Below are 24,415 nucleotides of genomic sequence, written 5' to 3'. Positions count from 1 at the left end.
CGATGTTTCGCGGCCCTTTTTAGTGACTGCCGCGATGTTTCACGGCCCTTTTTATTGGCTGCCTCGATGTTTCGCGGCCCCATTCCTGAAGCATCTTCGGGATGTCAGCGGCGCGTCGCACCTTCGGGTGCGAGGTCCGCCGGCAGGATGATCCCGGCGGAGGACAGGCCCTGGTGGATTTCGTCCCAGGTCCGTGGCGAGGAGATCGGGAAGCAGTTGCCGATCCAGCGGGCGATGTCGGCATCGTCCGGCGGCTGCGGCAGAACCCACCTGTCGGTCACCCTCTGCTTGAGATGGCGCGCCTGGGCGCGGGCCTCCTCGTCTTCTCCGGTCAGCGCGAGCGCGGCGACGTACCAGGCCTCGACGCCGAGATAGCCGTCGCTGAGATAGCGGAACGCGGCGATGGAGGCCGCATGGTCGCCGCACAAACAGGTGATGCCGACGAAGTAGCTCCAGTGCAGCGGCGAGGTCAGCAACCCGTTCTCACGGTGGCGATAGGCAATCGCCAGCGCTTCCTCGCGATGGCCGTAATAGGCAAGCCCGTGCGCCGCCGAAAGCGCGGTCCAGGGATCGTTGTCGTTGAGCTCCAGCGCCTGGCGATGCTGCGCCTCCGCCTGTTCGAACCGGCGCTGCAGCGCCAGGGTCCAGGCAGCGCAGAGATAGCCGCGCGAATCGAAGGGGTCGAGCGCCAGCGCCATGCGCGCGAGCCCGGCGGACCGCTCCAGCGTCTCCGGCGTCTGCGCCTGGCCGGGAAAGACGATGTGCCGGGAATTGATGATCTGCGCCAGGCTCGAATATGCGGGACCGAAGCGGGGATTGTCCTTGATCAGCCGGTCGAGGATCGCCTCGGCCTGGTGGGAATCCTCGATCTTCCACGTGTAGTGGAGCCGTTGCCCCATCAACAGCCGGTCGTACTGGTCGAGCGAGGCATCGGGGATGCGCGACATGTTGGCCAGCCGCTCGGCCGAGATGTTGACGTTCATCGCCATGGCGATCTCGGCAACCAGCATCGACTGGCGGGCGAACAGTTCGCCGATGTCGACCGCCGAGTTGCGGCCCCAGACATAGGCGTTGGTGCGCGAGTTCTTGACCGTCACCGAATAGGAGACGGATCGCTCGGCGCGCATGGCGCTGATCGACACGCGGTAAATGGGAGCCGCGGAGCGCGACAGCTCTTCCGTCACCTCGTCGGCGACGGACCATTCGCGGAAACGAACGAGACGCGAGATCAGGTCGTGCCGGAACACCTTGGCGAGGCGAATATCCTGGTCCGCCTCGGTGATCTGCAGGATCTGGTCGACGACGATGACCGGGTTGACGTGCTGGACCACGAAGGGCGCGTGTTCGCCGGCCGTGCGCTCGGTGGCGGGCGATGCGGGCGCGCGCTGCGCTGCTTCCTCGGCAAGACGCATGCGCTCGCGGCGCAGCCAGTCGGAAAACTTGCCGAGCTTGATGTCGACGATCAGCGACTGGGTCTCGTTGGACGGCTGGGTGTCGAACTCGTCCTCCAGCACGTTCCACAGGTCCTCGTAGGCTCGCAATGCGCCGGTGTAGTCGCCCTGCACCGCACGCGCGGTGATGAAGGCGCGGCACGCCGGCTCATGGGTCGGGTCGAGGTTGAGCAGCGCCACCGCCGCCTGCTCCATGCGCTTCCAGTTGCCGCTGTCGAGCCGCACCATTGGCTCGAGGAATGCCCGCAACTGGTCGTGGAACTGCTGACGGCGCAGGCGCAGCCAGTTGTGGAACGGCTCGGCGAGCATCTCGCCGCCTTCGAAAAGACGCTCCGACAGGCGCTTTTCGATCAGCAGCCGGGCCGGAACATCGCTGCCATCCGTGCCCAGATCCTCCAGGTCCAGCGTGACGCGCTCCAGATCCAGCCGGATGTTCATCTTGTCGCTGTCGAGGCCGTCGAAACCGGCATCTTCAAGTGCCCGGCGCAAAATCAGCAGCGTCTGGCGCAGGGAGGAGCGCGAATGATGTTCGGAACTGTCCTGCCAGAACAGGTTGGCGGCCATTTCGCGGGACAGACGGCCGTCGCCCGTCAGGCACAGCCGGACCAGCAGGCCTTCCGCCTTGCGGGAGCGGAACGACACGGGCTTGCCGTCGACGAGAAAGCGCGGCACGCCGAGGACGACACCATGAAGACGGGATCGTCCGGAGCCCGCGCTCCGCCCGTGTTCCGCGACCTCGCGATTGCCCATGTCCTCCACGTCACCCTGCCCCTGCATGCCACGTCAGATCCCGCAGGACCCGGTCCCCGTTTTCCAACACCCTGAATTCTGGAAAAGGTTCAAAAAAAGCATTCAGTAGAGCCGGACACGGTCACCGGGAAAACCGGCGGAGGGACGAAGTGCCCGCTGCCGCTGGAGCCGCGGCGTAACCAGCGCAGACGGGTCAGGTTGCAATCCCGGCACCAGCACGCGCACCACGCTTATACCCGGATCAACATGGGTAAGGTCAATTGCCAGAACACGAAAATTTCGTTTGGCGAGAGCTGAAAGGGGTTCAATATCCCCCGGTTCGGCCGGCCATTCATGTGCGGTCGTGCTCTGGTCCCGGCCGCCGACGGCGGGCGCCGCAGCCGGTTGCAGCGCTTCCCAGTCGGGCTTCACAAGGCTGCGCCGGGCAAGGTGCAACCGATCCGTGTCGTTCAGGCGTTTCTCGTCCACCTCTGCCAGCTTGGCATCCACCACCCGGTCGGCCAGCTCCACCTGCGCGAGTTCGGTGAAGGCGGCGAGCACGGCACCGGCCATGGTCGGGCGGGCCGCAAAGCCATAGGCAAAGCGCTTGCCCTGACGATCGACGGACAGGGCCGCGACAACGGGCACGCCGAGATCGCCGGTAAGATCGAGAAACCAGCTGAACCGGGCCGCATTCCCGCCTCGCCAGCGGGCGATCCTGCCCCCGACCTGCGGCGCGCACAGCGTTTCCGCCGCAAGCGCCCGGCCGCGCCGGCCGCCGCGCCACCACAGGGCGACCGCATCCCGCTCGATCCATTCCAGCATGGCGTGGCGGCATGCCTCGCCGAAGCTGCGCCCAGCGGCAACGCCAAGGCCGCGCGCGAAGGGGACCGCGTCGCTTTCCCGCCGGCGCCAGCACAATTCTGCCGGTACCAGGCCGTGCTGCCCTGCCGCGAGATCCAGCGCGGGAACATGCTCTGCCGCCGGCCGGGGCTGGAGACCCAGCGCAAGGCTTTCCGCATCGCTCCAGAAGCCCTCGCCAGCGGCGTCGCTCAAGGCATGCCCGCCCGATCCGGGACGCGCTTCTTTTGCGCTCTCGAACTGCGAGAGATACTCCACCGCCTCGCCGAGGCAGGCGCGAAACGCCTCCAGCCGCGTCTCCCCGACGCCCGAAACCGAACCGCGAGCCCCCACCGCCGCCCCGAAGACCTGCGGCGCCACCTCCGCGCCGAAACAGAAGAGCCCGGGGGCGTCCGGCAGGGCCAGTTCGAACAGGCGCTCCAGGCGCGCGGCAACGCCGATCAGGCGGGCAAGGTCGCGGTCGCCGGCCAGTTCGTCCGCATTGCCGTTCGTGAGATAGGCCAGGAAGCGACCCGCCGGCCCCAAGGCGTCGGGCAGGTCGTCGTGCGTTTCCAGGTGTTCGGCCGCAAGGGTCAGCGCCCGTCGGGTCTCGTCCCGCATGTGTCGGTCCCCGGCTTCGTTTTGATCGTTTCGCTCCGTCGCTTCACGCAACCGGCGGAAAAATCACGCAGAGATAACGCTAACTGTTGTTGTATCGAAAAATCAATTGGATGGGGGTTCGCGCAGCCGGTCTTTCCGGTATCGGGGCGGATTTCCATGACACCCGGTTGAAGGCCGTGCGGACGCGTGATGCGGGACCGGACGTGGAGGTTGCGGCTCCGTGGGAGGATCCGCGTAACCGCCGGCCGACTTCGGGGAATTGACGGAATCGAGTTTGACGAGTGCCCTTGTGGCGCCTTTCCGACGCGCCTTCGGCGCGGCCCGGACCGGCAGTTCGCCCTGCCGGACAGGCGTCGCAAGTCACAGCGGGCCGCCCGGAGCTTTTCAGGCTGCGGATCGCACGTGACCTAACTGGGCCGGATCGCGAGTTGATCCGGCCCGTTTTTCCCGAAATCCGGCCTTTTCGGCTCGATCGGGAGGGGGGACGAAAGCTTGGCTCCGGAGGTCGTCGTGCTGTGCGGTCGGCAATCTTGGGAGCTCCTGCCGATTGCGGATCGGCAACGTGAATTTCAACGGCGCTTCGGCGTCCAAATCATTGGGCCTGGCGGCACCAAATATACGAGAAGACCTAGTCCAGGGCTTTCAAACGTTCCTGCCCGTTCGCGCCTGCACGCGAACGGGCAGTTTCGTTTCAGGGTGTCGGTAGCCCCAGGGCCGCAAACGGACGTCTGTCGCTTCGCCTTGCCGAACGCCCCGCCACGTAACGCATTGTTCCACGTGCACAAGTCAGACTGATTTTTGCTGTTCTTTTCTTGAGGAAGGCGAAGATCCGAAGTCCGTTGCAGGTGCGATGCGCCTGAAACGGACTTGCGGACCGCCCCCGTCAGGCCGCCCGGCTGGAGCCTTTGCCGGAGGCCTTTTGAGCACCCTTCTGGCCGGAGGTTTCCGACGTGCGCCGGATCTCCGCGAAGAAGTCGCGAACCTGCTCGGAAATCTGGCCGGACTGGCCGCGCAGATCGCCGGACACGGTCAGGAAGTCGCGTGCTGCGTCTTCGGTCTTTTCGATGGCCGCGTTGACGCCCGTCACATTGCGGGTCAGCGTGACCGTACCCTGCGCCGCGTGCTGGACGCTCATCGAGATCTCGCGCGTTGCGGCGCCCTGCTCCTCCACCGCGGCGGCAATGGTCGCGGTGAGCGCATCGATCTCGCCGACAGTCGAGGCGATGGAGCCGATTCTCTCGACCGCATTGGTGGTGGCCGTCTGGATCTCGGCAATCTGCTGGGCGATGTCTTCGGTCGCCTTGGAGGTCTGGCCGGCGAGGTTCTTGACCTCCTGCGCGACGATGGCAAAGCCCCGCCCCGCATCTCCGGCGCGGGCCGCCTCGATGGTGGCGTTGAGCGCGAGGAGATTGGTCTGCTCGGCGATCGCCTGGATCAGACCGATGACGTCGCCGATCTTCTGGGCCGTTACCGACAGGCGCCCGACCTCGTGCGAGGCGCTGTCCGTCTGGACGTTGGCGCGGCGCGCGACATCGGACGCACCGGTGATCTGGCGGCCGATCTCTTCGATGGAGCTGGCAAGTTCCTCCGCGGCGGAAGCGACCGTCTGGACGCCCGCCGAGGTCTGCTCGGAGGCGGCAGAGGCGGAAACGGACTCCTGCGACGCGGCGGAGGCGACGGACGACAACGTGTCGGCGCGCTTCTGCATCGTGTCGGCAGCCTTGTCGACGCTGGCCAGCGAAACCTCGACCTTGCCCTTGAAGCGGTCGATCGCATCGGCAAGATCGCGGGTGCGCGCCTCCTGCTCTTCCATCAGGATCTGCTGATATGTGGAGATGGCGTAGTCGAGATCGAGCAGCACGGCCTTGTTGAGCGCCTGCAAAGCGCCCTGTGCCTTGGTGACCGAGAAGCGGTGCCGCTTCAGCACGAGAGCGGTCAACTCGTTGAGAACAAACTGATATCCGGCGATGTACCAGCGCGGCTCCAGGCCGATGCGGCTATGCGCGCGGCCGATCCGGTTGATGCTGTTCTCATAGTCTTCGTCGAAACGCGCGCTGAACAGGCGCTGCCAGTGAGTCGTCTGAGCAGACTCAAGCGCTGCCTGGCGACTTCCGAGAAGCTGCTTCAACTGAGGCTGCGTCAGAAGATGCTTGTAGAACCGTGCAAGAACAGCTGGCAGCTCCGGTTCGACAACCTTCCAAAGCGCCCGCAATTGCTGCCTTGTACCATCGTCGATCCGCGCAAATTCAAGGCGCGTGCCCGAGTGTGTGTTACCAGCCCCCGACATGGGAATCGTCCTTTCGCTTTAGCGTCGACAAGTTGACGCTTAACGCAACGTGACCTGATTCCGTTTACGGATAACTAATTCGCCCAAGAAAAATAGATTCTACTCGAACAAAACTGGACGTCGAGTCGATGTAGACGCGAAATGACCAAGAACAGAAAGCGAAACAGCTACGGGAATCTCCTTATGTTGTGATGAAAGTTTCATCTTGACGTAAAGATAGGTGATGATTCGAAATCACACCCTCCTCTCGCCGGTCGAGTTTCAAGAGTGCAGAATTCGAGACGGATTTTGCAAAATTCCGTCTCAAAAAGCCGAAAATTTGCGCGGGGCCTCTCAATCGTCGCAAATCCCGCCGGACGCCCGCGCGCCTTGCTGACAGGTACTTATCCCCGTCGGCGAAACGGCGCGTATGATCACGGCTCCATCAGACGACGGGATGGCCCGGCCATGGCGCAACAGGAACCGGAAGCGACGAACTATCGGGCTGGGAAAGGACCTGGCTGGGGCGGCAGGATTCGAACCTGCGCATGGCGGTACCAAAAACCGCTGCCTTACCGCTTGGCTACGCCCCAAATCGCAGGCTCGACTGTATAGCGAGCGCGCCCGCGCCGCGCAAGCAGCGCCGTACCGGCGGACATCGCGGCGCGGCGGTTATTCGAGGCCATCTGCAGTCATCCACAGGCGGGAGAAAAAACCTTTCAAGGACAGGGTTGCGGAGCCCGATTGCCGGTGATATGAACCCGCCACACCACGGATGAGCCCCGGTCTCCCGGCCCGGATCAACGCTCTCCACCCGACTGGCCCAGCCGGCGGGACGAAGGTTCGGAGTGTAGCGCAGCCTGGTAGCGCACCTCGTTCGGGACGAGGGGGTCGCAGGTTCAAATCCTGCCACTCCGACCATTCAAAATCAGACACTTGGCTGATGTGGACGGCGCCTGAGAAGGCGTGCCCCGACAGATATTCGAGCAGAAACCTCGTCCGACCGGCATCCTTCTTCGTGCTCACCCCACAAGCAGCGTCGCGACGAAGCCGATCACACCGATGACGATGGCCAGCACGGGAAAGAGCGGCAGCCGCGACAGACGACCTCGCGCGCGGCGCTCCGAGGTCTTCCGAAAGAAGCTTGAACTTCTTCGGAGCCCCCCATTTGAGCCGGCGAAACCTGTAGAGATTGTCTTTCATGGCAAGAACCTGCCACGCCCGTCTTGCCGGAAGGTGAAACGAACCAGCGGCATTGGCGCTGCCGCCCGACGCCGCTTCCCCAAAAGCATGACGCCGGGCGACCGGTTCACTTGCGGTTTGCGGCCGTCTCGACCCGGCCGGCGCGCAGCATCAGGCGCGACTGAAGGGCCCTGTCGGCGGGGAGCAGCGGCTGCTGGCACTGCAGACAGCGGGCGGCGGCGCGCGGCGACTCGTGCCGGCAGTGGAAACAGATGAGGGGCTGAATGCGTCTGGACATCTTGCTCTCCGGGCGCGGCGGGTCGCCGCGCTGAAAACTGGGAAACCGTGAAGGAAACCCGGAGCAAGACCGTTTTGAAGCCTGGTTCAAAGCGGTTTTGCCCCGGGAAACACATGTGCTCCCCGGACGACCGCGAACAAAGATTTCAGACCTGCTTCAGACATGGACCTGATCTAGGCCTTGGAACCGGAAAATACAACCGCACGAAGCCTGCGACAAAAGGGTGCGCGGGCGCGCAATATTTGACCGGAAAAGTAAAGGCAGGTGTGAAGGACCGAGCGGTGCTTGAGGCGCGTCCCTTTCACGCCAGACCGCGCGGGCCGGCGAGGATGACGACGGCACCGGCAAGGCAGAGGGCGGCGCCGATCAGGTCCCAGCGGTCGGGGCGCAGGCCCTCGAACAGCCAGAGCCAACCGAGCGAGGCGACGATGTAGACGCCGCCATAGGCGGCAAAGGTGCGCCCGGCGGCCGCGCTCTCGACCAGGGCAAGCAGCACGGCGAAGAGGACGAGGGACATGATGCCCGGCACCAGCCACAGGGGCGAGCGATCCAGCCGCAGCCAGGCCCAGAAGGCGTAGCAGCCGGCGATCTCTGCCAGCGCTGCCGCAATATAGAGGACGGTCGTGTGCATTGGGGGTCCCTTTTCGCTTCGCTCCCGTTTAGGGCATCCCATCGCCGTTCGATCAAGCATGGCAGCAACCTGCCCCCCACTTCTGTCTCCCGGCAGAGCTGGAAACATGGACGAGCAACGTGCCGATGTGCTGAGATCCGAACTCAGGTCGAACAAGGACACATGATGCGAAAACCGGGAATGGCACTCGCCGCGCTGGCACTCACGATAGGCGCGGCCAGCGCGCAGACAGGCAGCAACGTTGGCGCGGAATGGGAGATCCAGGGTGGACCGAACCAGACCGAGACCGTGATCACGACGGGAGTGCTATGGAGCAAGCCCGAAAGCGGCATACGCGTAGCTCTCGGAATGTATTGCATTATCGACGAGGTGAGTATGGTGCTCGCCGTCGACAGGAAGAATATCAACGCAGATGCCGCAGAAGTGACGTACCGGATCGACGGGGGGCCGCCTCGCTCCGTGTCCATGCCCGCCCGTGAAAGCACGCGTACCTTCGGCCTCCCGGACGCCGACACGGCCAAGCACTTCCTGGATCAGATTGTCGGGGGCCGGACGCTTGACGTGGTCCTGCGCGACAAGGACACCGTTCTCATCGAGGCATCATTCGACATCTCGCGCATGAGAGAGGCTTACGACATCGTCGTCCAGCCCTGCGGCAAGCAGGGCGCTCAGCCCTGACACGATCGGAAGCTTGAGGCTCCGCCCGCGCGTTGTTGCCGCCGCTCTGGGGACGAATGGGCCGTGCACTCCGGAAACCATTGGCAACCTCGGCTTTTTGGGGTCGGAGGTGCGGCCCCTCCTCACGTCATTCCGGACGGCCTGCGGCGGAGCCGCATGGCCAGAGCCGGAATCCAGCGCATAAGCCGCGCCGAAGGCGCGCAACCTGTTTCCTGATCGGAAGCGCGGGCTGACGCCCGCGGCCGATATCTGGATGCCGGATCACGCGATGACGCTACCGCGTCCCGCGGTCCGGCATGACGGGTGTGAGGCTAACTCCTGCGCTCCAGCCCCTCCCTCGCGTCTTCCCGGACGAGGCCGAAGGCCGCATCGCCGGGACCGGCGAGGCACCGCGGCGGCGGTGTCGTTGGGGAGCGTGCCCCATAGGCACTCGGCTCGCCGGTCCCGGGTCGCAGCTCACGCTTGCCCGGGATGACGCACGGAGAGGACTGCACTCCATCTCGGGCGCTGTTCACCCCCCTCTGTCGGCTGCGCCGACATCTCCCCCTCAAGGGGGGAGAAGGGCGCGCGGGGCTCGGCCCGCATGCCCTCGCAACCGCTCTGGAAGCCAATAGTCCCCGGGTCGCAGCTCACGCTTGCCCGGGGTGACGGCAGAAGGGATGCGAGGGCGTTGCCGGTCTCAGCGGCAATGGGGATTCGAGGACGTGCCTCTCTCTCGGAGGTCATCCCGGCCGCAGGCGAAGCCGGAGAGTCAGGACCCATTGGCACCCTCAGCGGGTGTGGGGCGGGAGGCATTCAGTCCACCCTCCGCGGTCACGCCTGCGCAGGCAGGCGTCCAGTATCCGCCCGGGGCGGACGGTGGCGCGAGAGCGGAACCTCCAGCCTCAGCAGGTGTCTGCCGCTCCACCCTCTCCTCGCGTCTTCCCGGACGAGGCCGAAGGCCGACGATCCGGGACCGGGGAGGCACCGCGGCGGCGGTGTCGTTGGGGAGCGTGCCCCATAGGCCCTCGGCTCGCCGGTCCCGGGTCGCAGCTCACGCTTGCCCGGGATGACGCAAGGAGAGGACTGCACTCTATCTCGGGTGCTGTTCACCCCCCTCTGTCGGCTGCGCCGACATCTCCCCCTCAAGGGGGGAGACGGGTGCGTGGGGCTCGGCCCGCATGCCCTCGCAACCGCTCTGGAAACCAATGTGCCCGGGTCGCAGCTCACGCTTGCCCGGGGTGACGGCAGAGGGGATGCGAGGGCGTTGCCGGTTTCAGCGGCTATGGGGATGCGAGGTCGTGCCTCTCTCTCGGAGGTCATCCCGGCCGCAGGCGAAGCGCGAGCCGGGGTGACCTCGGTGGGGAGGCAAGTCTGTGCGCCCCTCCCCTCGCCCGCTCAGGCCATGCGCGAGAACAAGAGAGACCTGAAGACAAAACCGGCGCAGGGGCGGTGGCCGCTGCGCCGGTGGGTCGTGGTGGGGTGCTGAAGCTTGAGGGAGGGGCCGAGCCACTTCCGACGCGGAAGGGGTCTCGGCACCTCCAGTTTCAGGACAGCCGCACTGTCACTCCAGCTTCAGGACGACCGCGCGTTACTTCAGCTTGAGGAACAGGCCGGCGATGAGCCGGGCGCGCTCCACGAGGCTGTCGACCTCGATATGCTCGTTGAGCGTATGCAGGCCGGCGCCGCGCACGCCGATGGAGTCGAGCGTCGGGATACCGAGTGCGCCGGTGAAGTTGCCGTCCGAGCCGCCGCCGGCGCTGCAATGGGTGAGATCGAAGCCGAGCTCGCCGGCGATGCCGCGCGCGGTCTCGTAGACGGCGAGCGTGCCCTCGTCCGGCTCCCAGACCGGCCGGGTGACGCCGCGCGTCACCTCGATCACCACGTCGTTCTCCTCGCCGTTCAGCGCCAGCATGCGCTTCACGCCCTCGTCGAGGTCGTGCTGGCGCTTGGCCATGGACAGGACCTGCGCCTCGCAGGAGGAGGACACGCAGTTGACCCACTGGCCGGCATGGATGACGCCGACGGAGAAGGTGCAGTCTTCCGTGGTCATGGCCTCGATCTCGAGGATCTTGCGGGCCATGGCGGCAATCGCCGAGCGGCCATCCTTCAGCGCCCAGCCGGCATGGCTCGGCCGGCCGTAAGTCTTGACGTTGAAGCGGGCGATGGCGAAGCGCCCGGTGACGGCGGAGCCGTCGTGATGGGCGGGCTCGGGCACCAGAACATACTTGTTCTTGCGCGCTTCCATCTCGATCAGCTCGCGGGTCGAGGGGGTGCCGACCTCCTCGTCCGGCGTGAACAGGACGGTGATCGGCAGCGGCGTGTCGATGCCGGCGAGCGCGAGCTGGCGCAGCACCTCGACGGTGACGAAGTTGCCGCCCTTCATGTCCTGGATGCCGGGGCCGTAGCAGCGCCCGTCCTCGACGCGCCAGGGGTTCTTTTCCAGCGTGCCGATGGGATGGACGGTGTCGAGATGGCCGGAGACGAGGATGCCGGGCTTGCCGAAATCCTTGTGCGGCAGGCGCGCGCGCAAGGAGCCGCCGAAGCCCATGCGGCCGGGGATGCGCTCGATCTCGGCGCCGACGGCGGCAAGGTCATAAGCGGCAAGGTCCATCATCCGGTCGACGGCGGCGGCATCGTAGGTCGGGCTTTCGCACTCGATCCAGGGCTTGAGGCCGGCAAGCATCGTGTCCGTATCGAACGGAAGGTCGAGATAGCTCATGGGAAGGTTCCTGAAACGGTTGCGGGGCGTCAGAGCGGCATGCGCTTTTCGACGATGCGGGCCATGATGCTGGCGCCGATCGGCAGCATGTCGTCGTCGAGCAGGAAGCCGGGATTGTGGACCGGCACGTCGCCCTTGTGGCCGAGGGTGCAATAGGCGCCCGGAACCACCTTGAGCATGTCGGCGAAGTCCTCGCTGCCGGTCATCAGGTCCTTGGTGACCGTCGCCTTGGCCGCGCCGACGATCTCGCCCGCCGCCTCGCGATAGGCCTCGGCAAGGTCGGCATCGTTCATCAAGACGTCGAAGGTCGGGCGCAGGTCGGCGATGATCTCGACCTCGTAGGCCTCGGCGAAGCCGGCGCAGATCTTCTCCGCACGCTGGTGGATGACATCGCGCACATGGTCGGAGAAGTAGCGGATGGTGCCCGAGATCACCGCCTTGTCCGGCACCACGTTGTAGGCCGAGCCGGAATGGATCTGGGTGACGGAGAACACCGCCGGCTCGGTCGCCTCGACATTGCGGCTGACAATGGTCTGCAGGTTCTGCACCAGGGCGCTGGCGATGATGATCGGATCGCGGGAATGGTGCGGCATGGCGCCGTGGCTGCCGACCCCGTTGATGGTGATGTCGAAGAAGGTGGCCCCCGCCATCGCCGGTCCCGGCTTGATGCCGAACTCTTCCGGCGGAGCGAGCGGGTTGTTGTGCATCCCGTAGATCTCGTCGCAGGGGAAACGCTCGAACAGGCCGTCGGCGAGCATGGCGCGGGCACCACCCAGCCCCTCCTCCGCCGGCTGGAAGATCATCACCGCCGTGCCGGAGAAGTTGCGGGTGGAGGCGAGATAGCGCGCCGCGCCCAGCAGCATGGCGGTGTGGCTGTCGTGGCCGCAGCCATGGAAGGCGCCGGGGTTCTTGGACGAATACGGCAGGTTGGTCAGCTCGTCCATCGGCAGGGCGTCCATGTCGGCGCGCAGGCCGACCGTGCGTCCGCCCTCGCCGTTGCCCTTGATGATGCCGACGACACCGGTCTTGCCGATGCCGGTATGGACCTCGTCGACGCCCCACTTGCGCAGGAGCTCGGCGACGATGCCGGAGGTGCGGACCTCCTGGAACCCGATCTCCGGGTGCTCGTGGAAGTCGCGGCGGATGGCGGTGAGTTCGTCGGCATAACCGGCAATCTGCGGCAATACGGGCATTTCCAAATCCTCCAGGTGTCGTTGTTGGCGCGTGGGATCAGGCCGTCCGCAGCTCGCGGAAATTGGCGAAATCCCAGGCGCGGCCGGGGGCGGCCTCGATGAGGGCGCGGGTATAGGGATGCTTGGGGTCGGCAAGGACCTTGTCGGCGGCGTCATGCTCGACGACGCGGCCGTGCTGCATGACCACCACCTCGTCGCAGATCTGCGCGGCGACGCGCAGGTCGTGGGTGATGAAGAGAATGGCGATGCCGAGCTTCGACTGGAGCTCGTCGAGCAGCTCCAGCACCTGCGCCTGCACCGACACGTCGAGGGCGGAGACCGCCTCGTCGGCGACCAGCACGTCCGGCTCCATGGCGATGGCGCGGGCAATGGCGATGCGCTGGCGCTGGCCGCCCGAGAACTGGTGCGGGTAGCGGTCGACGGCATCGTCCGGCAGGCCGACCAGCTTCATCAGCTCGCGGGCCCTCGCCATCGCCGCGTCCTTGTCGGTGCCGAGGTTCAGCGGCCCCTCGATGAGGCTGCGGCCGACGGTCCAGCGCGGATTGAGCGAGCGGAACGGATCCTGGAAGACGATCTGGATGTGCCGCCGGAACGGCCGCAGCTCGCGCCGCGAGAGCCGTGCGATCTCCTTGTCGGCAACGCGGATGGAGCCGTCGGTCGGATCGATCAGCCGCATGACGCAGCGCGCCACGGTCGACTTGCCCGAGCCGCTCTCCCCGACGATGCCGAGCGTGCGGCCCTTCGGGATCGCGAAGGAAACCTCGCTGGCGGCAAGGGTCTCCTTCGTCTTGCGGAAGACGCCGTGCGAGCCGTAGACCTTCTGCAGCCCGTCGACGGAGATCACCGGAGCGCCCTCCGGCACGGGCCGGGCGGCACGCGGCGTCAGGCTCGGCACCGACTTCAGCAGGCGGCGGGTATAGTCTTCCTTCGGCCGGCGCAGCAGCTCCTCCACCGGCGCATGCTCGACCAGCTTGCCGAGCTGCATGACGTGGACCGTGTCGGCGATCTCCGCCACCACGCCCATGTCGTGGGTGATGAACAGAACCGCCGTGCCGTGCTTTTCCTGCAGCTCGGCGATCAGGCTGAGGATCTGCTGCTGGGTGGTGACGTCGAGCGCGGTGGTCGGCTCGTCGGCGATCAGCAGCTTCGGCTCCAGGATCAGCGCCATGGCGATCATGATGCGCTGGCGCTGGCCGCCCGACAGCTGGTGCGGATAGGAGCGGTAGATGCGCTCCACGTCCGGCAGGTGCACCTGGTTCATGATGTCGAGGACGCGGGCCTTCTTCTCCCGCGTCGGAAGCTTGGCATGGGTGTCCAGCACTTCCTCGATCTGGGCGCCGACGCGCATGACCGGATTGAGCGCGGTCATCGGCTCCTGGAAGATCATCGAGATCTTGCTGGCGCGCATCTCGCGCATCGCCTGGGGCGAGAACTCCAGCAGGTTGCGGCCTTCCAGCTCGATGCGGCCGCCGGCCACCTCGAGCGCGCCCTTGGGCAGCAGCCCCATGACGGCGAGCGAGGTCACCGACTTGCCCGAGCCGCTCTCGCCGACGAGACAGACCGTCTCGCCCTCGCGGATCTGCAGCGAGATACCGTCGAGGATCGGGTTGGCGGTCTTGTTGCCGGCGAGGCGGACCGTCAGGTCGGTAACGGTGAGGACGTTCGGAGCCTCGTCGAATGTGCGGGTCTTGAACAGCATGGTCACGCCTCCCGCTTCTTCAGGCGCGGATCGAGCACGTCGCGGGCCGTGTCGCCGAGCAGGTTGATGGACAGGATGCACAGCGACAGCATCAGGCCCGGCCAGAAGATCAGCGAGGGCTTGAGCTGGAAGTAGACGCGGCCCTCGGCCATGATGTTGCCCCAGGTCGGGATCTCGGTGGAAACGCCGGCGCCGAGGAACGAGAGGATCGCCTCGGTAAGGATGGCGGAGGCGCAGATATAGGTGCCCTGCACGGTCAGCGGCGCCAGCGTGTTGGGCATCAGGTGCTGCCACAGGATCTTGGGCATGGAGGAGCCGAGGGCGATGGCCGCCTCGACGTAAGGCTCCTCGCGCGCCGACAGAACGACGGAGCGCACCAGCCGCACCACGCGCGGGATCTCCGGGATGGTGATCGCCGCCATGACCGACCAGATGCTCGGCCCGTTGAGCGCCACCAGCGCGATGGCCAGCAGGATCGACGGGATCGCCATCAGACTGTCCATCACGCGCATGATGATGGCGTCGGCGGTGCGGAAGAAGCCGGAAACGAGGCCGATCATCAGGCCGATCAGCACGCTGACGACGGCCGCGCCGATGCCGATCAGCAGCGAGATGCGCCCGCCGGTGACGACGCGCGAGAGCACGTCGCGGCCATAGGCGTCGGTGCCGAGCGGATGCATCTCGCTCGGTCCCTTGAGACGCTGGACGGCGTCCATGGTCATGGGATCGTGCGGCACGATGAGCGGCGCCAGCAGCGCCGAGGCGACGATCACCACCAGCACGACGGCAGCGATGACGGGTCCGGCGCCGAGGCGCCAGCCGGCCGGCAGGGCGATGGCCCCGAACAGCCACTGCATGCGGGAGGCGGGTTGCGGGTCAGCCTGCATCGAGCGTCCTCCTTTTCCTCTGGGCAAGGGACGCAAGGTCCTGGAACGGGCGGGCCATCAGTAGCGGATCCTCGGGTCGAACAGGGTGTAGGACAGGTCGATCAGCAGGTTGATGAAGACGTAGAGACCGCTGGTCAGCAGGATCATCGCCTGGATGACGGGATAGTCGCGGGCCAGGATCGCATCGACCGTGAGCCGGCCGATGCCGGGGATGTTGAACACGCTCTCGGTCACCACGACGCCGCCGATCAGCAGCGCGAAGCCGGTGCCGATGATGGTCATGATCGGCACGGCCGCATTGCGCAGCGCATGGCGGAACAGGACGATGCGCTCGGTGACGCCCTTGGCGCGGGCGGTGCGGATGTAATCTTCGCCGAGCACTTCCAGCATGGAGGCGCGGGTCATGCGGGCGATCAGCGCCACATAGATCGTCGCCAGCGTCAGGCACGGCAGGATCGCCCGCGCAAGGAAGCGGCCGAAATCGTCGGACGGGGCGGCATAGCCCTGCACCGGCAGCCAGCGAAGCTCGATGGAGAAGACCTGGATGAAGAGATAGCCGATGACGAAGACGGGGATCGAAAAGCCGAGCACCGAAAAGCTCATCACCGCGTAGTCGGCCCAGGTGCGGTGCCGCCAGGCGGCGAGCACGCCCATCGGCACGGCGATGGCCACCGACAGCAGGATGGTCATGATGGCGATGTTGATCGTCGGCCAGATGCGCTGGCCGATCATCGTCGTGACCGCGGTGTTGGAGATCAGCGAGGTGCCGAGGTCGCCCTGCAGCAGCAGCCCGACCCAGGTGATGAACTGGATGTGCAGCGGCTCGGACAGGCCGAGCGAGGTGCGGATGCGCTCCAGCTGGGCGGGCGTTGCCATGTCGCCGGCAATGATCGCCGCCGGATCGCCCGGCGTCAGCCGCAACAGCAGGAAGACGAAGACGGCGACGATGATCATCACCGGGATGACGGCGAGGATGCGCCGCAGGATATAGCCTAGCATCGCGGGTTGCTGCTCCTGGACCTGGTTGCGCGGAACGGATCGTTCCGCCGGACATCGAGGTGCGAGCGCCCTGCCGTCTCACGCCGAAACGGGCGCGGACACGGCAACGGGGCGCGGGCCGGCATTGCCGGTCCGCATCGGGGATCGCAGCCTGCGTCTTTTCGAAAGACGCGCTTCACGGGATCTTGCGAGCCGTCCGCCCAGCCGCGAGGGCCGGGCGGCGGATCTCAGGACCCGGTCAGTCCGCCTTCTTGACGTTCCAGAAGACCGGAACCGGCGAGGGCAGCATGTCGGTCAGCTTGTTGCTGCGCGCCTGCGGCGACGCATACTGGCCGAGCGGGATGTAGAGGACGTTGTCCAGAGTGTGCTTCTGGATCTTGACCGCCACTTCCTTCTGCTTCTCCGGCGTATCGGCGGCGATGAACTCGGCCTTCAGGGCCTCCATCGTCTCGTCGGTCGGCCAGCCGAACCAGGCGTTGTCGCCGCGGCCGTTCAGCATCGGGCTGATGAGCGGCGAGTTGATCTCCGGCACCAGCCAGTTGGTGAAGAAGATGTTCCAGCCGCCCTCGGAGGGCTTGGCCTGGCTGGCGCGACGCGTCACCAGCGTCTGCCAGTCCATCGGCTGCATGTCGACGTTGAAGCCGGCATTGCGCAGCGCCTGGGCCGCTACCACCGGCTGGGCGGTGAGGCTGACCACGTCCGTCGGCTGCATCAGGACGACCGGCGTGCCGTCATAGCCCGCCTCCTGGAGCAGCTTCTTGGCGCCCTCGACATCGCCGCCGGAGATCAGCGTCTCGGCGCCGGACTCGTCGGCGAGCGGGGTGCCGCAGCCGAAGATCGCACCGCAGACCGTGTAGTAGTCCGGATTGCCGATCAGCGTGCCGAGGACATCGGCCTGGCTGAGGGCCATCTGGGCGGCCTGTCGGATCTGCTTGTTGTCGAAGGGCGGATGCTTGAAGTTCATCCGGCCGATGGTCTGGTAGCCGAGATCGTCGCGGGTCTCGACCGTGACGTCCTCGCTGGAGGCGAGGATCGGCAGAAGGTCGATCTGCACCTGCTCGATATAGTCGATCTCGCCCGACATGATCGCGTTGATGGCGGTCTGGGCGTCCGGCATGGTCACCCACTTGACCTCGTCGACGTTGACCACCTTGCCGCCGGCCATCCAGCTCGCCGGCTCGTCGCGCGGAACGTAGTCCTCGAACTTGCGATAGGTGACGGAGACGCCCGGCTGGTACTCTTCCTCGACGAAGACGAAGGGACCGGAGCCGACATAGTCGGTGATCGCCGCATCGGCCGGGCCGCTGGCGACGCGCTCCGGCATGATGAAGGGCGGCAGCGCCGACTGCTTGCCGACCGTGTCGAGCAGCGCCGGGAACGGGCTCTTCAGCGTCCAGACGAAGGTCTTGTCGTCCTTGGCTTCCAGGCTCTCGGTGATGTCGAAGATCAGCTGGCCGCCGGAATCGCGCTTGCCCCAGCGGGTCAGCGAGGCGATGGCATCGGCCGAGGTGACCGGGGCGCCGTCATGGAACTTCAGCCCGTCGCGCAGGGTGAAGGTGTAGGCCAGGCCGTCGTCGGAGACCGTCCAGTCGGCCATCTGCGGACGCGGGGTGAAGTTCTCGTCCACCGCGACCAGAACGTCGTAGATCATGTAGGCGTGGTTGCGGCTGATATGCGCCGTCGTGATGATCGGGTCGAGCACGCGCAGGCCCGAATGCATCACCGCGGTGATGGTCTTGCCGGCGGCGTCGGCCGGGGTGACGAGACCGGTACCGGCCAGGAGCGCGCCGGCAAGCAGGCCGGCGACGGTGTGGCGGGCCTTCATCGCCCAGCCCTTGCGGGGCCGGGACAGGCGGGTGGTGACAGTGTCATGCAACATGATGCTTCCCTTTTTCTGGTCAGGTGATTTTCTTTTTATTTTTGGAGCGGAAACTCCCCCCGCTCCGCAACGCAAACCCCTTGAGACCTCTTCGCCGGTAGCGGATCAGCCCTCCAGAGCTTGCGGCATCTTCGCCGCGGGACGGTCCGGGTCGTGAACCGGACCGCCGGGCGACAGGCGCATGCCGGGACGCAGCTTCGTCCATGCAAGATCCGCCGGATCGAGGGGCATGGGCCCCGGGGCGGTGCAGACGAGAACGGTCTCGGCAATAGGATCGAAATCGGCCCGGAAATGCACCGAGCTCTTGTTGACGAGGATGTCCATGCGCGTCGGCTCGATACCAACATAGCGGTACATCGCCAGATCGGCCATCTGGGTCTTGTGACTGGCCACCACCACGCGCACGCCGTCGATGGCAAGGCAGGCGGAGGGGCCGACATTCATGCGGGTGCCACCGTAGTACGGCCCTGTCGCATGCAGGGATCCGTCGGACAGGGCCTCGACGCGGAAGGTCGCCTCCAGCGGGCTGTCGCCGGGAACATTCGACTGCCCCCCGAGCGCGATGGCGATCTCCGCCCCCTCCCCGGCCGCATGGGCCGCGCGAGCAGCCGCCGGATCGACGATCAGGCCGATGGCCGCGTTCTCAGCGCCGTTGCGCAGCAGGGCCTTGAGCATGCCCATGGTGTTGGAATCGCCGCCGGCGCCGGGATTGTCCTGCGTGTCGGCGATGACCACCGGGCGGGTGGCGTCCCTGGCGATGCGCATGGCCTCGATGACGCCCTCGTCCGGATCGAAGGCCCGGCCGGCAAAGGCGGCTTCGCTTTCCATGATGCGCGCGACCAGGCGGTCGGCGGCGCTGTCGGCCGCCTCCTGGGTCTCGCCATAGGCAAGCACCGTCTGGCCGCAGTCGGCGATGTCGGCGGCCGGAAAGCCCATCCAGTAGGAGAGGCTGGCGACGTCGCCGCCCTCCATCTCCTCCAGCTCGCGGTAGAGGGTGCGGGCCGGCTCGATGAAGGTGCACTGCCAGGGGATCGGGATCAGGAAGGGCAGCTGGCGGAAGGCATGGGCAAAGGGCTTGCCGCGCTGCATCAACCGGTCCAGCCCTTGCGCCGCGCGGCGGCCTGTCTCGGCCATGTCGACATGCGGATAGGTGCGGAAGGCGACCAGCAGGTCGGCAGAATCGACCATGAGCTGCGTCGTGTTGCCGTGCAGATCGAGGCTGACGGCGATGGGAACGTCCGGGCCGACGACCTGGCGCACGCGGGCGATCAGCTCGCCCTCGCCGTCGTCGAGATGTTCGGCGACCATCGCGCCGTGCAGGTCGAGGCAGACGCCGTCGAGCGGGCCGGCCGCGGCGATGCCGGCGACGATCTCGCCGGCAATGCGCTCGTAGGCCTCGCGGGTGACATGGGCGGAGGGAATCGCGCCGGTCCACAGCACCGGGACCATGTCCCAGCCCGCAGTGCGGCCATGATCGATGCTGCCGGCAATGCCGAGATTGACGCCGACGGCGCGCTCCAGGATCTCCGCGCCGCGCGACAGCGGCAGGTAGCCGCCGCCCTGCTCGAACTCGGCCATGGTGGCGAGCGAAGGCGCAAAGGTGTTGGTTTCGTGCAGGAAGCCCGCAAGGGCGACGCGACGGCTCATCGGACGACTCCGCAGAAGGCGAGGCTGGAGGACGTTGCGGCAGGGGCGACCGGCACAAGATGCCGGGGCGCCGCGCGAAGGAGTTTCAGACCTCGAACCAGCCTGCGAACCATCGGAACTCCAGTTCGTATTGAAATATAATACGATCGTATTATTTTGTTACGATACGAATGGCGAAGTTGACGAGTCAATGCTGTTTTCTAAGCAGACCGTTTCTGAAGGGAGCCCGACATGACGAGCTGGTCGCCACGTGCCAGGCCCAAGGCCGGAACGCCCGAGGAACAGGCCCGCGATCCGCTGTTCGTGCGCTCCATCGCCCGCGCCGCCGATGTGATGGCGGCTTTCCACAAGTGCGATGCGCCGCTGTCACTGGCCGAGATCGCCGCGGCGGCCGGTATGGGCAAGAGCACGGCGCAGCGGTTCGTCCATACGCTGCGGCAGCTTGGCTATATCGAGCGCGACCCGACCGACCGGGGCTTCGTGCCCGGGCTGCGGCTGCTTGACCACTCGCTCGACTATCTGCGACTCAATCCCCTGGTGGAGCGCGCAACGCCCATCCTGCTGGAGCTGCGGCGCAATGTGCGCGAGCGCGTCGACCTGAGCCTGCTCGACGATCTGCGTGTGGTCTACGCCGCGCGCAACCAGAGCAAGCGGGAGACCTTCTTCGCCACTTTGGTGGGCCATTCCGTGCCCACGTTCTGTGCAAGCGGCGGGCGGGCGATGCTGGCGCTGCTGAGCGACGCGGAGGTCGAGGACATCCTCGCCCGGTCGGACCTGAAGCCGATCACGGTGAAGACGATCACCGACCCGGACGCGATCCGCGAGAAGGTGCGCGAGGCGCGCGAGCTCGGCTATGCGCTGGCGCTGGAAGAGGTGGTGCCGGGCGAGATCGCCATCGGCGTCGCCATCACCGGGCCGGACGGGCGCCCGGTCGCCGCGATCCATGTCGCCGGCTCCCTGTCGGAATGGCAGCCGGAGGACTTCGCCCAGCGCTTCGCGCCGCTGGCGCAATCGGCGGCGCGGGCGATCAGCCGCGCGTGAGGGGGCGGGCCACCCCGCTCTTCGACCCATCCCGGCGTCCTCCCGGGCGAGCATCGCGAGACCCAGGATCGGGGAGCCACGGCGGTCTTGGTGTTGTTCGGGAGTGCCTTCGACAGGCCCTCGGCTCGCCGATCCCGCATTCCGCTTCGCTTCGTGCGGGATGACGCGGGAAGAGAGAGGAGCGCGCGGCAGGAGAGGCAGATGGGCAGGCATGAGATGGAAGGCGCTTATCCCACTCTCGGCTGTCATACCTGCGAAGGCAGGTATCCAGTATCCGCCGGGCGGGCGGTGGTGCGAAGCCAGCAGCTACCGACGTTCCGGCTGTACTGCCGAGGCCTCACTCGAACCGTTCGGGGTTACTGGATCCCGGTCTTCGGCTGCGCCGAAACCGGGAGGACAGGCGGAGAGTGGGATTCGCTCAGGCGTCTCCTCGCCGCCGCTCTGGCAACGAATGGGCCCCGGCGCGCGCTGTGCGCGGCCGGGGTGACGGCAGAGAGGATGTGGGGTCGTGCCCCCATCTCAGGATGTCGTCCCGGACGAGGCCGAAGGCCGAAGATCCGGCAACCAGAGGCACCCTTGGCGGGCGTTTTCTTCAACCTCTGCCCGCCCTATTCCGCCGGATGGGCCGCGGGAACGGCGGCCTCGCGCTTGCGCGAGCGGTCGCGGGCGAAAAGCGTGTAGGCGGTCGGCACGACGAAGAGCGTGAGCACCGTGCCGAAGGACATGCCGCCGACGATGACCCAGCCGATGGCCTGGCGGCTTTCGCCGCCCGCCCCGCCGGCGAGCGCCAGCGGCACCGCGCCGAAGACCATGGCGCCGGTGGTCATGAGAATCGGGCGCAGGCGCAGGGCCGCCGCCTCGACCACCGCATCGAGGCGGCTCTTGCCCTCTTCCTGCAGCTGGTTGGCGAACTGCACGATGAGAATGCCGTGCTTGGTGATCAGGCCTATGAGCGTGATCAGTCCGATCTGGCTGTAGATGTTGAGCGTGCCGCCGGTCTGGTGCATCACCGCCAGCGCTCCCAGCATCGACAGCGGCACCGTCAGCATGATGATGAAGGGATCGACGAAGCTCTCGAACTGGGCCGACAGCACCAGATAGATGAAGCCGAGCGCCAGCACGAAGATGAAGGCGAGGCTGGACCCCGTCTGTCGGAACTCGCGCGAGACGCCGCCGTAATCGGTGCGCGCGCTGGAGGGCAGCACGCGCTGCGCCGTCGTCTCGAGATAGTCCAGCGCCTCGCCGAGCGAGTAGCCGGGCGCCAGGTTGCCGGCGATCTTGGCCGCGCGCAGCTGGTTGAAGCGGTTGAGCTCCTTGGGCGAAACGGTCTCGCGCACGCTGATCAGGTTGGACAGCTGGACCATCGAGCCGTTCTGGGCGCGGACATAGATGTCCTCCAGATCGCCCGGCGTCTGGCGGCCGGACGGGTCGACCTGGACGATGACGTCGTACTGCTCGCCGTTCATGTTGAACCGGGTGACCTTTCGCCCGCCGAGCAGCGTTTCCATGGTGCGGCCGACGGTGAGCACCCCGGCGCCCATGTCGGCGACGCGGTCGCGGTCGAGCTCCACCTCGATCTGCGGCTTGTTCAGCGCAAGGTCGCTGGTGACGTTGACGAGGTTCGGGTTCTCCTCGATGGCCTCCAGGAACGTGTTGACCATCTCGTCGAGCCGCTCGTAGGGCTCGGAGGTGAGGATCATGAACTCGATGGGGCGCGAACGGGCGCTGACGCCGAAGGAGCCGGGATTGTTGACCGAGGCACGCAGGCCCGCGACGCGGCGGATGTGCGGCTGCAGCTCGGCGCCGATCTCCATCTGGCTGCGCTCGCGGTCCTCCCACGGCACCAGCTGCGAGAAGGAGGTGATGTCGGTGACCTCCGGCGAGCCGGCGATGACGAAATAGGAGCGGACCTCGGGAACGTCGGCCAGCAGCTGCTCCACCTGCGTCGCGTAGCGGCTGGTGAAGTCGATGGTCGAGCCCTCCGGCGCGGAGCCGGAGATGAACAGGACGCCGCGATCCTCCAGCGGAGCCAGTTCCGACTTCAGCGTCGTCAGCAGCACCCAGGACCCGCCGGCGACCGCAATGACCATCAGCACGATCAGCCAGCGCACCTTCAGCGAAACGAGCAGCAGGCGGCGGTAGCCTTCGTTCAGCGCGTCGAGTCCGCGTTCAAGGGCGGCGGAGACGCGGCCGCGCTTCTCGTGCTCCTTGAGCAGCTTGGAGCACATCATCGGCGAGAGCGTCAGCGCCACCAGGCCGGACATCAGCACGGCGGCGGCGAGCGTCAGCGCGAACTCGGTGAAGAGCTTGCCCGTGCGCCCGTCGGCGAAGGCGACGGGGGTGTAAACGGCGGCGAGCGTCAGCGTCATGGCGACGACGGCGCCGGAGATCTCCCTGATGCCGACGATGGCCGCACGGACCGGCTTCATGCCGTTCTCGATGTGGCGGTGGATGTTCTCCAGCACGACGATCGCATCGTCCACCACGAGGCCGATGGCCAGCACCATCGCCAGCAGCGTCAGCGTGTTGATCGAAAAGCCGAGCGCATAGATGAAGATGCAGGAGCCGATCAGCGAGACCGGGATCGTCACCATGGGGATGAGCGTCGCGCGCAGCGAGCGCAGGAAGAAGAAGATCACCAGGACGACGAGCACCACCGCCTCGCCGATGGTGGTGAACACGGCCTCGATGGAGCGGTCGATGAAGATCGAGCGGTCGTAGGAGATGTCGGCGTTCATGCCCGCCGGCAGGTCGCGGCGAATGTCGGGCATGGCGTCGTTCATCGCCCGCGAGACGTCGAGCGGGTTGGCGGTCGCCTGCTTGACGATGCCCAGGATCACCGCGTTCTCGCCGCGGTAGCGGGTGGTTCGCCGTTCGTCCTCCGGCCCGATCTCGACGCGCGCGACATCGCCGAGCCGTACGGCGAAGCCGCCCGCGTCCTTGACGACGATGCGGCGGAACTGCTCGCTGGTGGTGAGGCCCGTGCGCGAAAGCACGGTGAACTCGCGGTCGACGCTCTCGATGCGGCCCGAGGGCACCTCGACATTCTGCTGGCGCAGGGCGTTCTCGACGTCCTGGACGGTCAGCTCGTAGGCGGCAAGGCGCGTTCGGTCGACCCACACGCGCATGGCGTAGCGCCGCTCGCCGAAGATCCGCACCTCGGCGACGCCCGGCAGGTTCTGCAGCCGGTCGCGGATGTAGCGGTCGGCATAGTCGGACACCTCGATGGCGGTGTTCCGGTCGCTGGTCAGCGCGATGAAGATGATCGCCTGCGCGTCCGCCTCGACCTTGGAGACGACCGGCTCCGACACCTCGTCCGGCAGGCGTCCGCGCACGCGGCTGACACGATCGCGCACCTCGTTGGCGGCCTCGTCCGGGTCGACGGTCAGCAGGAAGCGGACGGTGATGCGGCTGGACTCGGGCCGCGAGCGGCTCTCCAGCACCTCGACGCCGCCGATGCCGGCGATGGAGCCCTCAAGGACCTGGGTGACCTGCGACTCGATGATCTCGGCGCTGGCGCCGGGATAGTCCGTGCGCACGGAAACGACCGGCGGGTCGATGTTGGGATATTCGCGCACGGCCAGGCGGAAGAAGGCGACAAGGCCGAGCAGCAGCACCATCAGGCTGACGACGGTGGCGAAGACCGGCTTGCGGACGAAGAACTCGAGCATGG

15 protein-coding genes and 2 tRNA genes are annotated in these 24,415 nt (G+C 66.6%); 3 read left to right on the top strand and 14 right to left on the bottom strand.

The genetic code is table 11. From position 1 onward, the window contains the following. Window positions 1–104: 104 nt before the first annotated feature. The 4 genes from BBX35_RS15240 to BBX35_RS15225 all read right to left on the bottom strand — a co-directional run bounded on the left by BBX35_RS15240 (window position 105) and on the right by BBX35_RS15225 (window position 6,500). Window positions 105–2,228 (bottom strand): AfsR/SARP family transcriptional regulator, encoded by a 2,124-nt coding sequence (locus tag BBX35_RS15240; RefSeq protein WP_083206346.1) that lies wholly within the window; start codon window positions 2,226–2,228, stop codon window positions 105–107. A 75-nt stretch (window positions 2,229–2,303) separates the two neighbouring features. Further along, window positions 2,304–3,692 carry a YcaO-like family protein gene (locus BBX35_RS15235; protein WP_141687869.1) on the bottom strand — a complete coding sequence of 463 codons (1,389 nt, stop codon included), beginning with the start codon at window positions 3,690–3,692 and terminating at the stop codon, window positions 2,304–2,306. 832 nt (window positions 3,693–4,524) lie between these two features. Next, the gene (locus tag BBX35_RS15230) at window positions 4,525–5,928 is read right to left on the bottom strand and encodes a globin-coupled sensor protein (protein ID WP_083206345.1); all 1,404 of its coding nucleotides are present in this window, start codon (window positions 5,926–5,928) and stop codon (window positions 4,525–4,527) included. A gap of 497 nt (window positions 5,929–6,425) precedes the next feature. Further along, window positions 6,426–6,500, bottom strand: a tRNA-Gln gene (locus BBX35_RS15225). A gap of 251 nt (window positions 6,501–6,751) precedes the next feature. Between BBX35_RS15225 and BBX35_RS15220 the strand changes: the two genes are divergently transcribed. Further along, a tRNA-Pro gene (locus BBX35_RS15220) sits at window positions 6,752–6,828 on the top strand. A gap of 388 nt (window positions 6,829–7,216) precedes the next feature. Here BBX35_RS15220 and BBX35_RS23690 read toward each other — a convergent pair. Both BBX35_RS23690 and BBX35_RS15215 read right to left on the bottom strand, forming a co-directional pair. After that, entirely contained in the window at window positions 7,217–7,387 is a 171-nt protein-coding gene (locus tag BBX35_RS23690; protein ID WP_171901465.1) for a hypothetical protein, read from the bottom strand. A 301-nt stretch (window positions 7,388–7,688) separates the two neighbouring features. Further along, a complete protein-coding gene (locus BBX35_RS15215) occupies window positions 7,689–8,018 on the bottom strand; it encodes a YnfA family protein (protein WP_067221845.1) in 330 nt (109 codons plus the stop codon). Between the two features lie 180 nt (window positions 8,019–8,198). Here BBX35_RS15215 and BBX35_RS15210 point away from each other — a divergent pair, with 180 nt between their 5' ends. Further along, a complete protein-coding gene (locus BBX35_RS15210; RefSeq protein ID WP_067221844.1) occupies window positions 8,199–8,696 on the top strand; it encodes a hypothetical protein in 498 nt (165 codons plus the stop codon). Between the two features lie 1,570 nt (window positions 8,697–10,266). Here BBX35_RS15210 and BBX35_RS15205 read toward each other — a convergent pair. The 7 genes from BBX35_RS15205 to BBX35_RS15175 all read right to left on the bottom strand — a co-directional run bounded on the left by BBX35_RS15205 (window position 10,267) and on the right by BBX35_RS15175 (window position 19,701). Further along, a complete protein-coding gene (locus BBX35_RS15205; RefSeq protein ID WP_067221842.1) occupies window positions 10,267–11,397 on the bottom strand; it encodes a M20/M25/M40 family metallo-hydrolase in 1,131 nt (376 codons plus the stop codon). A gap of 29 nt (window positions 11,398–11,426) precedes the next feature. After that, window positions 11,427–12,590 carry a M20 aminoacylase family protein gene (locus BBX35_RS15200; protein ID WP_067221841.1) on the bottom strand — a complete coding sequence of 388 codons (1,164 nt, stop codon included), beginning with the start codon at window positions 12,588–12,590 and terminating at the stop codon, window positions 11,427–11,429. A 37-nt stretch (window positions 12,591–12,627) separates the two neighbouring features. Continuing rightward, window positions 12,628–14,289, bottom strand: coding sequence for an ABC transporter ATP-binding protein (locus BBX35_RS15195; protein ID WP_067221839.1), 1,662 nt, complete (start codon window positions 14,287–14,289; stop codon window positions 12,628–12,630). 2 nt (window positions 14,290–14,291) lie between these two features. Next, window positions 14,292–15,146 (bottom strand): ABC transporter permease, encoded by an 855-nt coding sequence (locus tag BBX35_RS15190; RefSeq protein ID WP_244271651.1) that lies wholly within the window; start codon window positions 15,144–15,146, stop codon window positions 14,292–14,294. A gap of 87 nt (window positions 15,147–15,233) precedes the next feature. Continuing rightward, on the bottom strand, window positions 15,234–16,175 hold the full coding sequence (locus BBX35_RS15185) for an ABC transporter permease (RefSeq protein ID WP_067221836.1): 942 nt from the start codon (window positions 16,173–16,175) through the stop codon (window positions 15,234–15,236). Window positions 16,176–16,413: 238 nt separating this feature from the next. Then, window positions 16,414–18,000 (bottom strand): ABC transporter substrate-binding protein, encoded by a 1,587-nt coding sequence (locus tag BBX35_RS15180; protein WP_067222636.1) that lies wholly within the window; start codon window positions 17,998–18,000, stop codon window positions 16,414–16,416. Between the two features lie 159 nt (window positions 18,001–18,159). Further along, complete coding sequence (locus BBX35_RS15175) at window positions 18,160–19,701, bottom strand: M81 family metallopeptidase (RefSeq protein ID WP_067221835.1); 1,542 nt, start codon at window positions 19,699–19,701, stop codon at window positions 18,160–18,162. Window positions 19,702–19,932: 231 nt separating this feature from the next. Here BBX35_RS15175 and BBX35_RS15170 point away from each other — a divergent pair, with 231 nt between their 5' ends. Further along, entirely contained in the window at window positions 19,933–20,742 is an 810-nt protein-coding gene (locus BBX35_RS15170; RefSeq protein WP_083206344.1) for an IclR family transcriptional regulator, read from the top strand. Between the two features lie 608 nt (window positions 20,743–21,350). On the opposite strand, the gene BBX35_RS15165 is transcribed toward BBX35_RS15170, so the two are convergent. Continuing rightward, window positions 21,351–24,413 carry an efflux RND transporter permease subunit gene (locus tag BBX35_RS15165; protein WP_067221833.1) on the bottom strand — a complete coding sequence of 1,021 codons (3,063 nt, stop codon included), beginning with the start codon at window positions 24,411–24,413 and terminating at the stop codon, window positions 21,351–21,353. Window positions 24,414–24,415: the final 2 nt, after the last annotated feature.

The sequence above is a fragment of the Stappia indica genome (genome assembly GCF_001696535.1).
Lineage (GTDB): Bacteria > Pseudomonadota > Alphaproteobacteria > Rhizobiales > Stappiaceae > Stappia > Stappia indica.
The sequence above is the reverse complement of the archived record's forward strand: the minus strand, read 5'-3'. Positions and strand labels throughout refer to the sequence as shown.

What these genes read in the sequence shown, in the direction of transcription:
- BBX35_RS15240 (WP_083206346.1), bottom strand. Translation starts at nt 2,228, where the DNA reads ATGCAGGGGCAGGGTGACGTGGAGGACATGGGCAATCGCGAGGTCGCG.
- BBX35_RS15230 (WP_083206345.1), bottom strand. Translation starts at nt 5,928, where the DNA reads ATGTCGGGGGCTGGTAACACACACTCGGGCACGCGCCTTGAATTTGCG.
- BBX35_RS23690 (WP_171901465.1), bottom strand. Translation starts at nt 7,387, where the DNA reads ATGTCCAGACGCATTCAGCCCCTCATCTGTTTCCACTGCCGGCACGAG.
- BBX35_RS15215 (WP_067221845.1), bottom strand. Translation starts at nt 8,018, where the DNA reads ATGCACACGACCGTCCTCTATATTGCGGCAGCGCTGGCAGAGATCGCC.
- BBX35_RS15210 (WP_067221844.1), top strand. Translation starts at nt 8,199, where the DNA reads ATGGCACTCGCCGCGCTGGCACTCACGATAGGCGCGGCCAGCGCGCAG.
- BBX35_RS15205 (WP_067221842.1), bottom strand. Translation starts at nt 11,397, where the DNA reads ATGAGCTATCTCGACCTTCCGTTCGATACGGACACGATGCTTGCCGGC.
- BBX35_RS15200 (WP_067221841.1), bottom strand. Translation starts at nt 12,590, where the DNA reads ATGCCCGTATTGCCGCAGATTGCCGGTTATGCCGACGAACTCACCGCC.
- BBX35_RS15195 (WP_067221839.1), bottom strand. Translation starts at nt 14,289, where the DNA reads ATGCTGTTCAAGACCCGCACATTCGACGAGGCTCCGAACGTCCTCACC.
- BBX35_RS15190 (WP_244271651.1), bottom strand. Translation starts at nt 15,146, where the DNA reads ATGCAGTGGCTGTTCGGGGCCATCGCCCTGCCGGCCGGCTGGCGCCTC.
- BBX35_RS15185 (WP_067221836.1), bottom strand. Translation starts at nt 16,175, where the DNA reads ATGCTAGGCTATATCCTGCGGCGCATCCTCGCCGTCATCCCGGTGATG.
- BBX35_RS15180 (WP_067222636.1), bottom strand. Translation starts at nt 18,000, where the DNA reads ATGAAGGCCCGCCACACCGTCGCCGGCCTGCTTGCCGGCGCGCTCCTG.
- BBX35_RS15175 (WP_067221835.1), bottom strand. Translation starts at nt 19,701, where the DNA reads ATGAGCCGTCGCGTCGCCCTTGCGGGCTTCCTGCACGAAACCAACACC.
- BBX35_RS15170 (WP_083206344.1), top strand. Translation starts at nt 19,933, where the DNA reads ATGACGAGCTGGTCGCCACGTGCCAGGCCCAAGGCCGGAACGCCCGAG.
- BBX35_RS15165 (WP_067221833.1), bottom strand. Translation starts at nt 24,413, where the DNA reads ATGCTCGAGTTCTTCGTCCGCAAGCCGGTCTTCGCCACCGTCGTCAGC.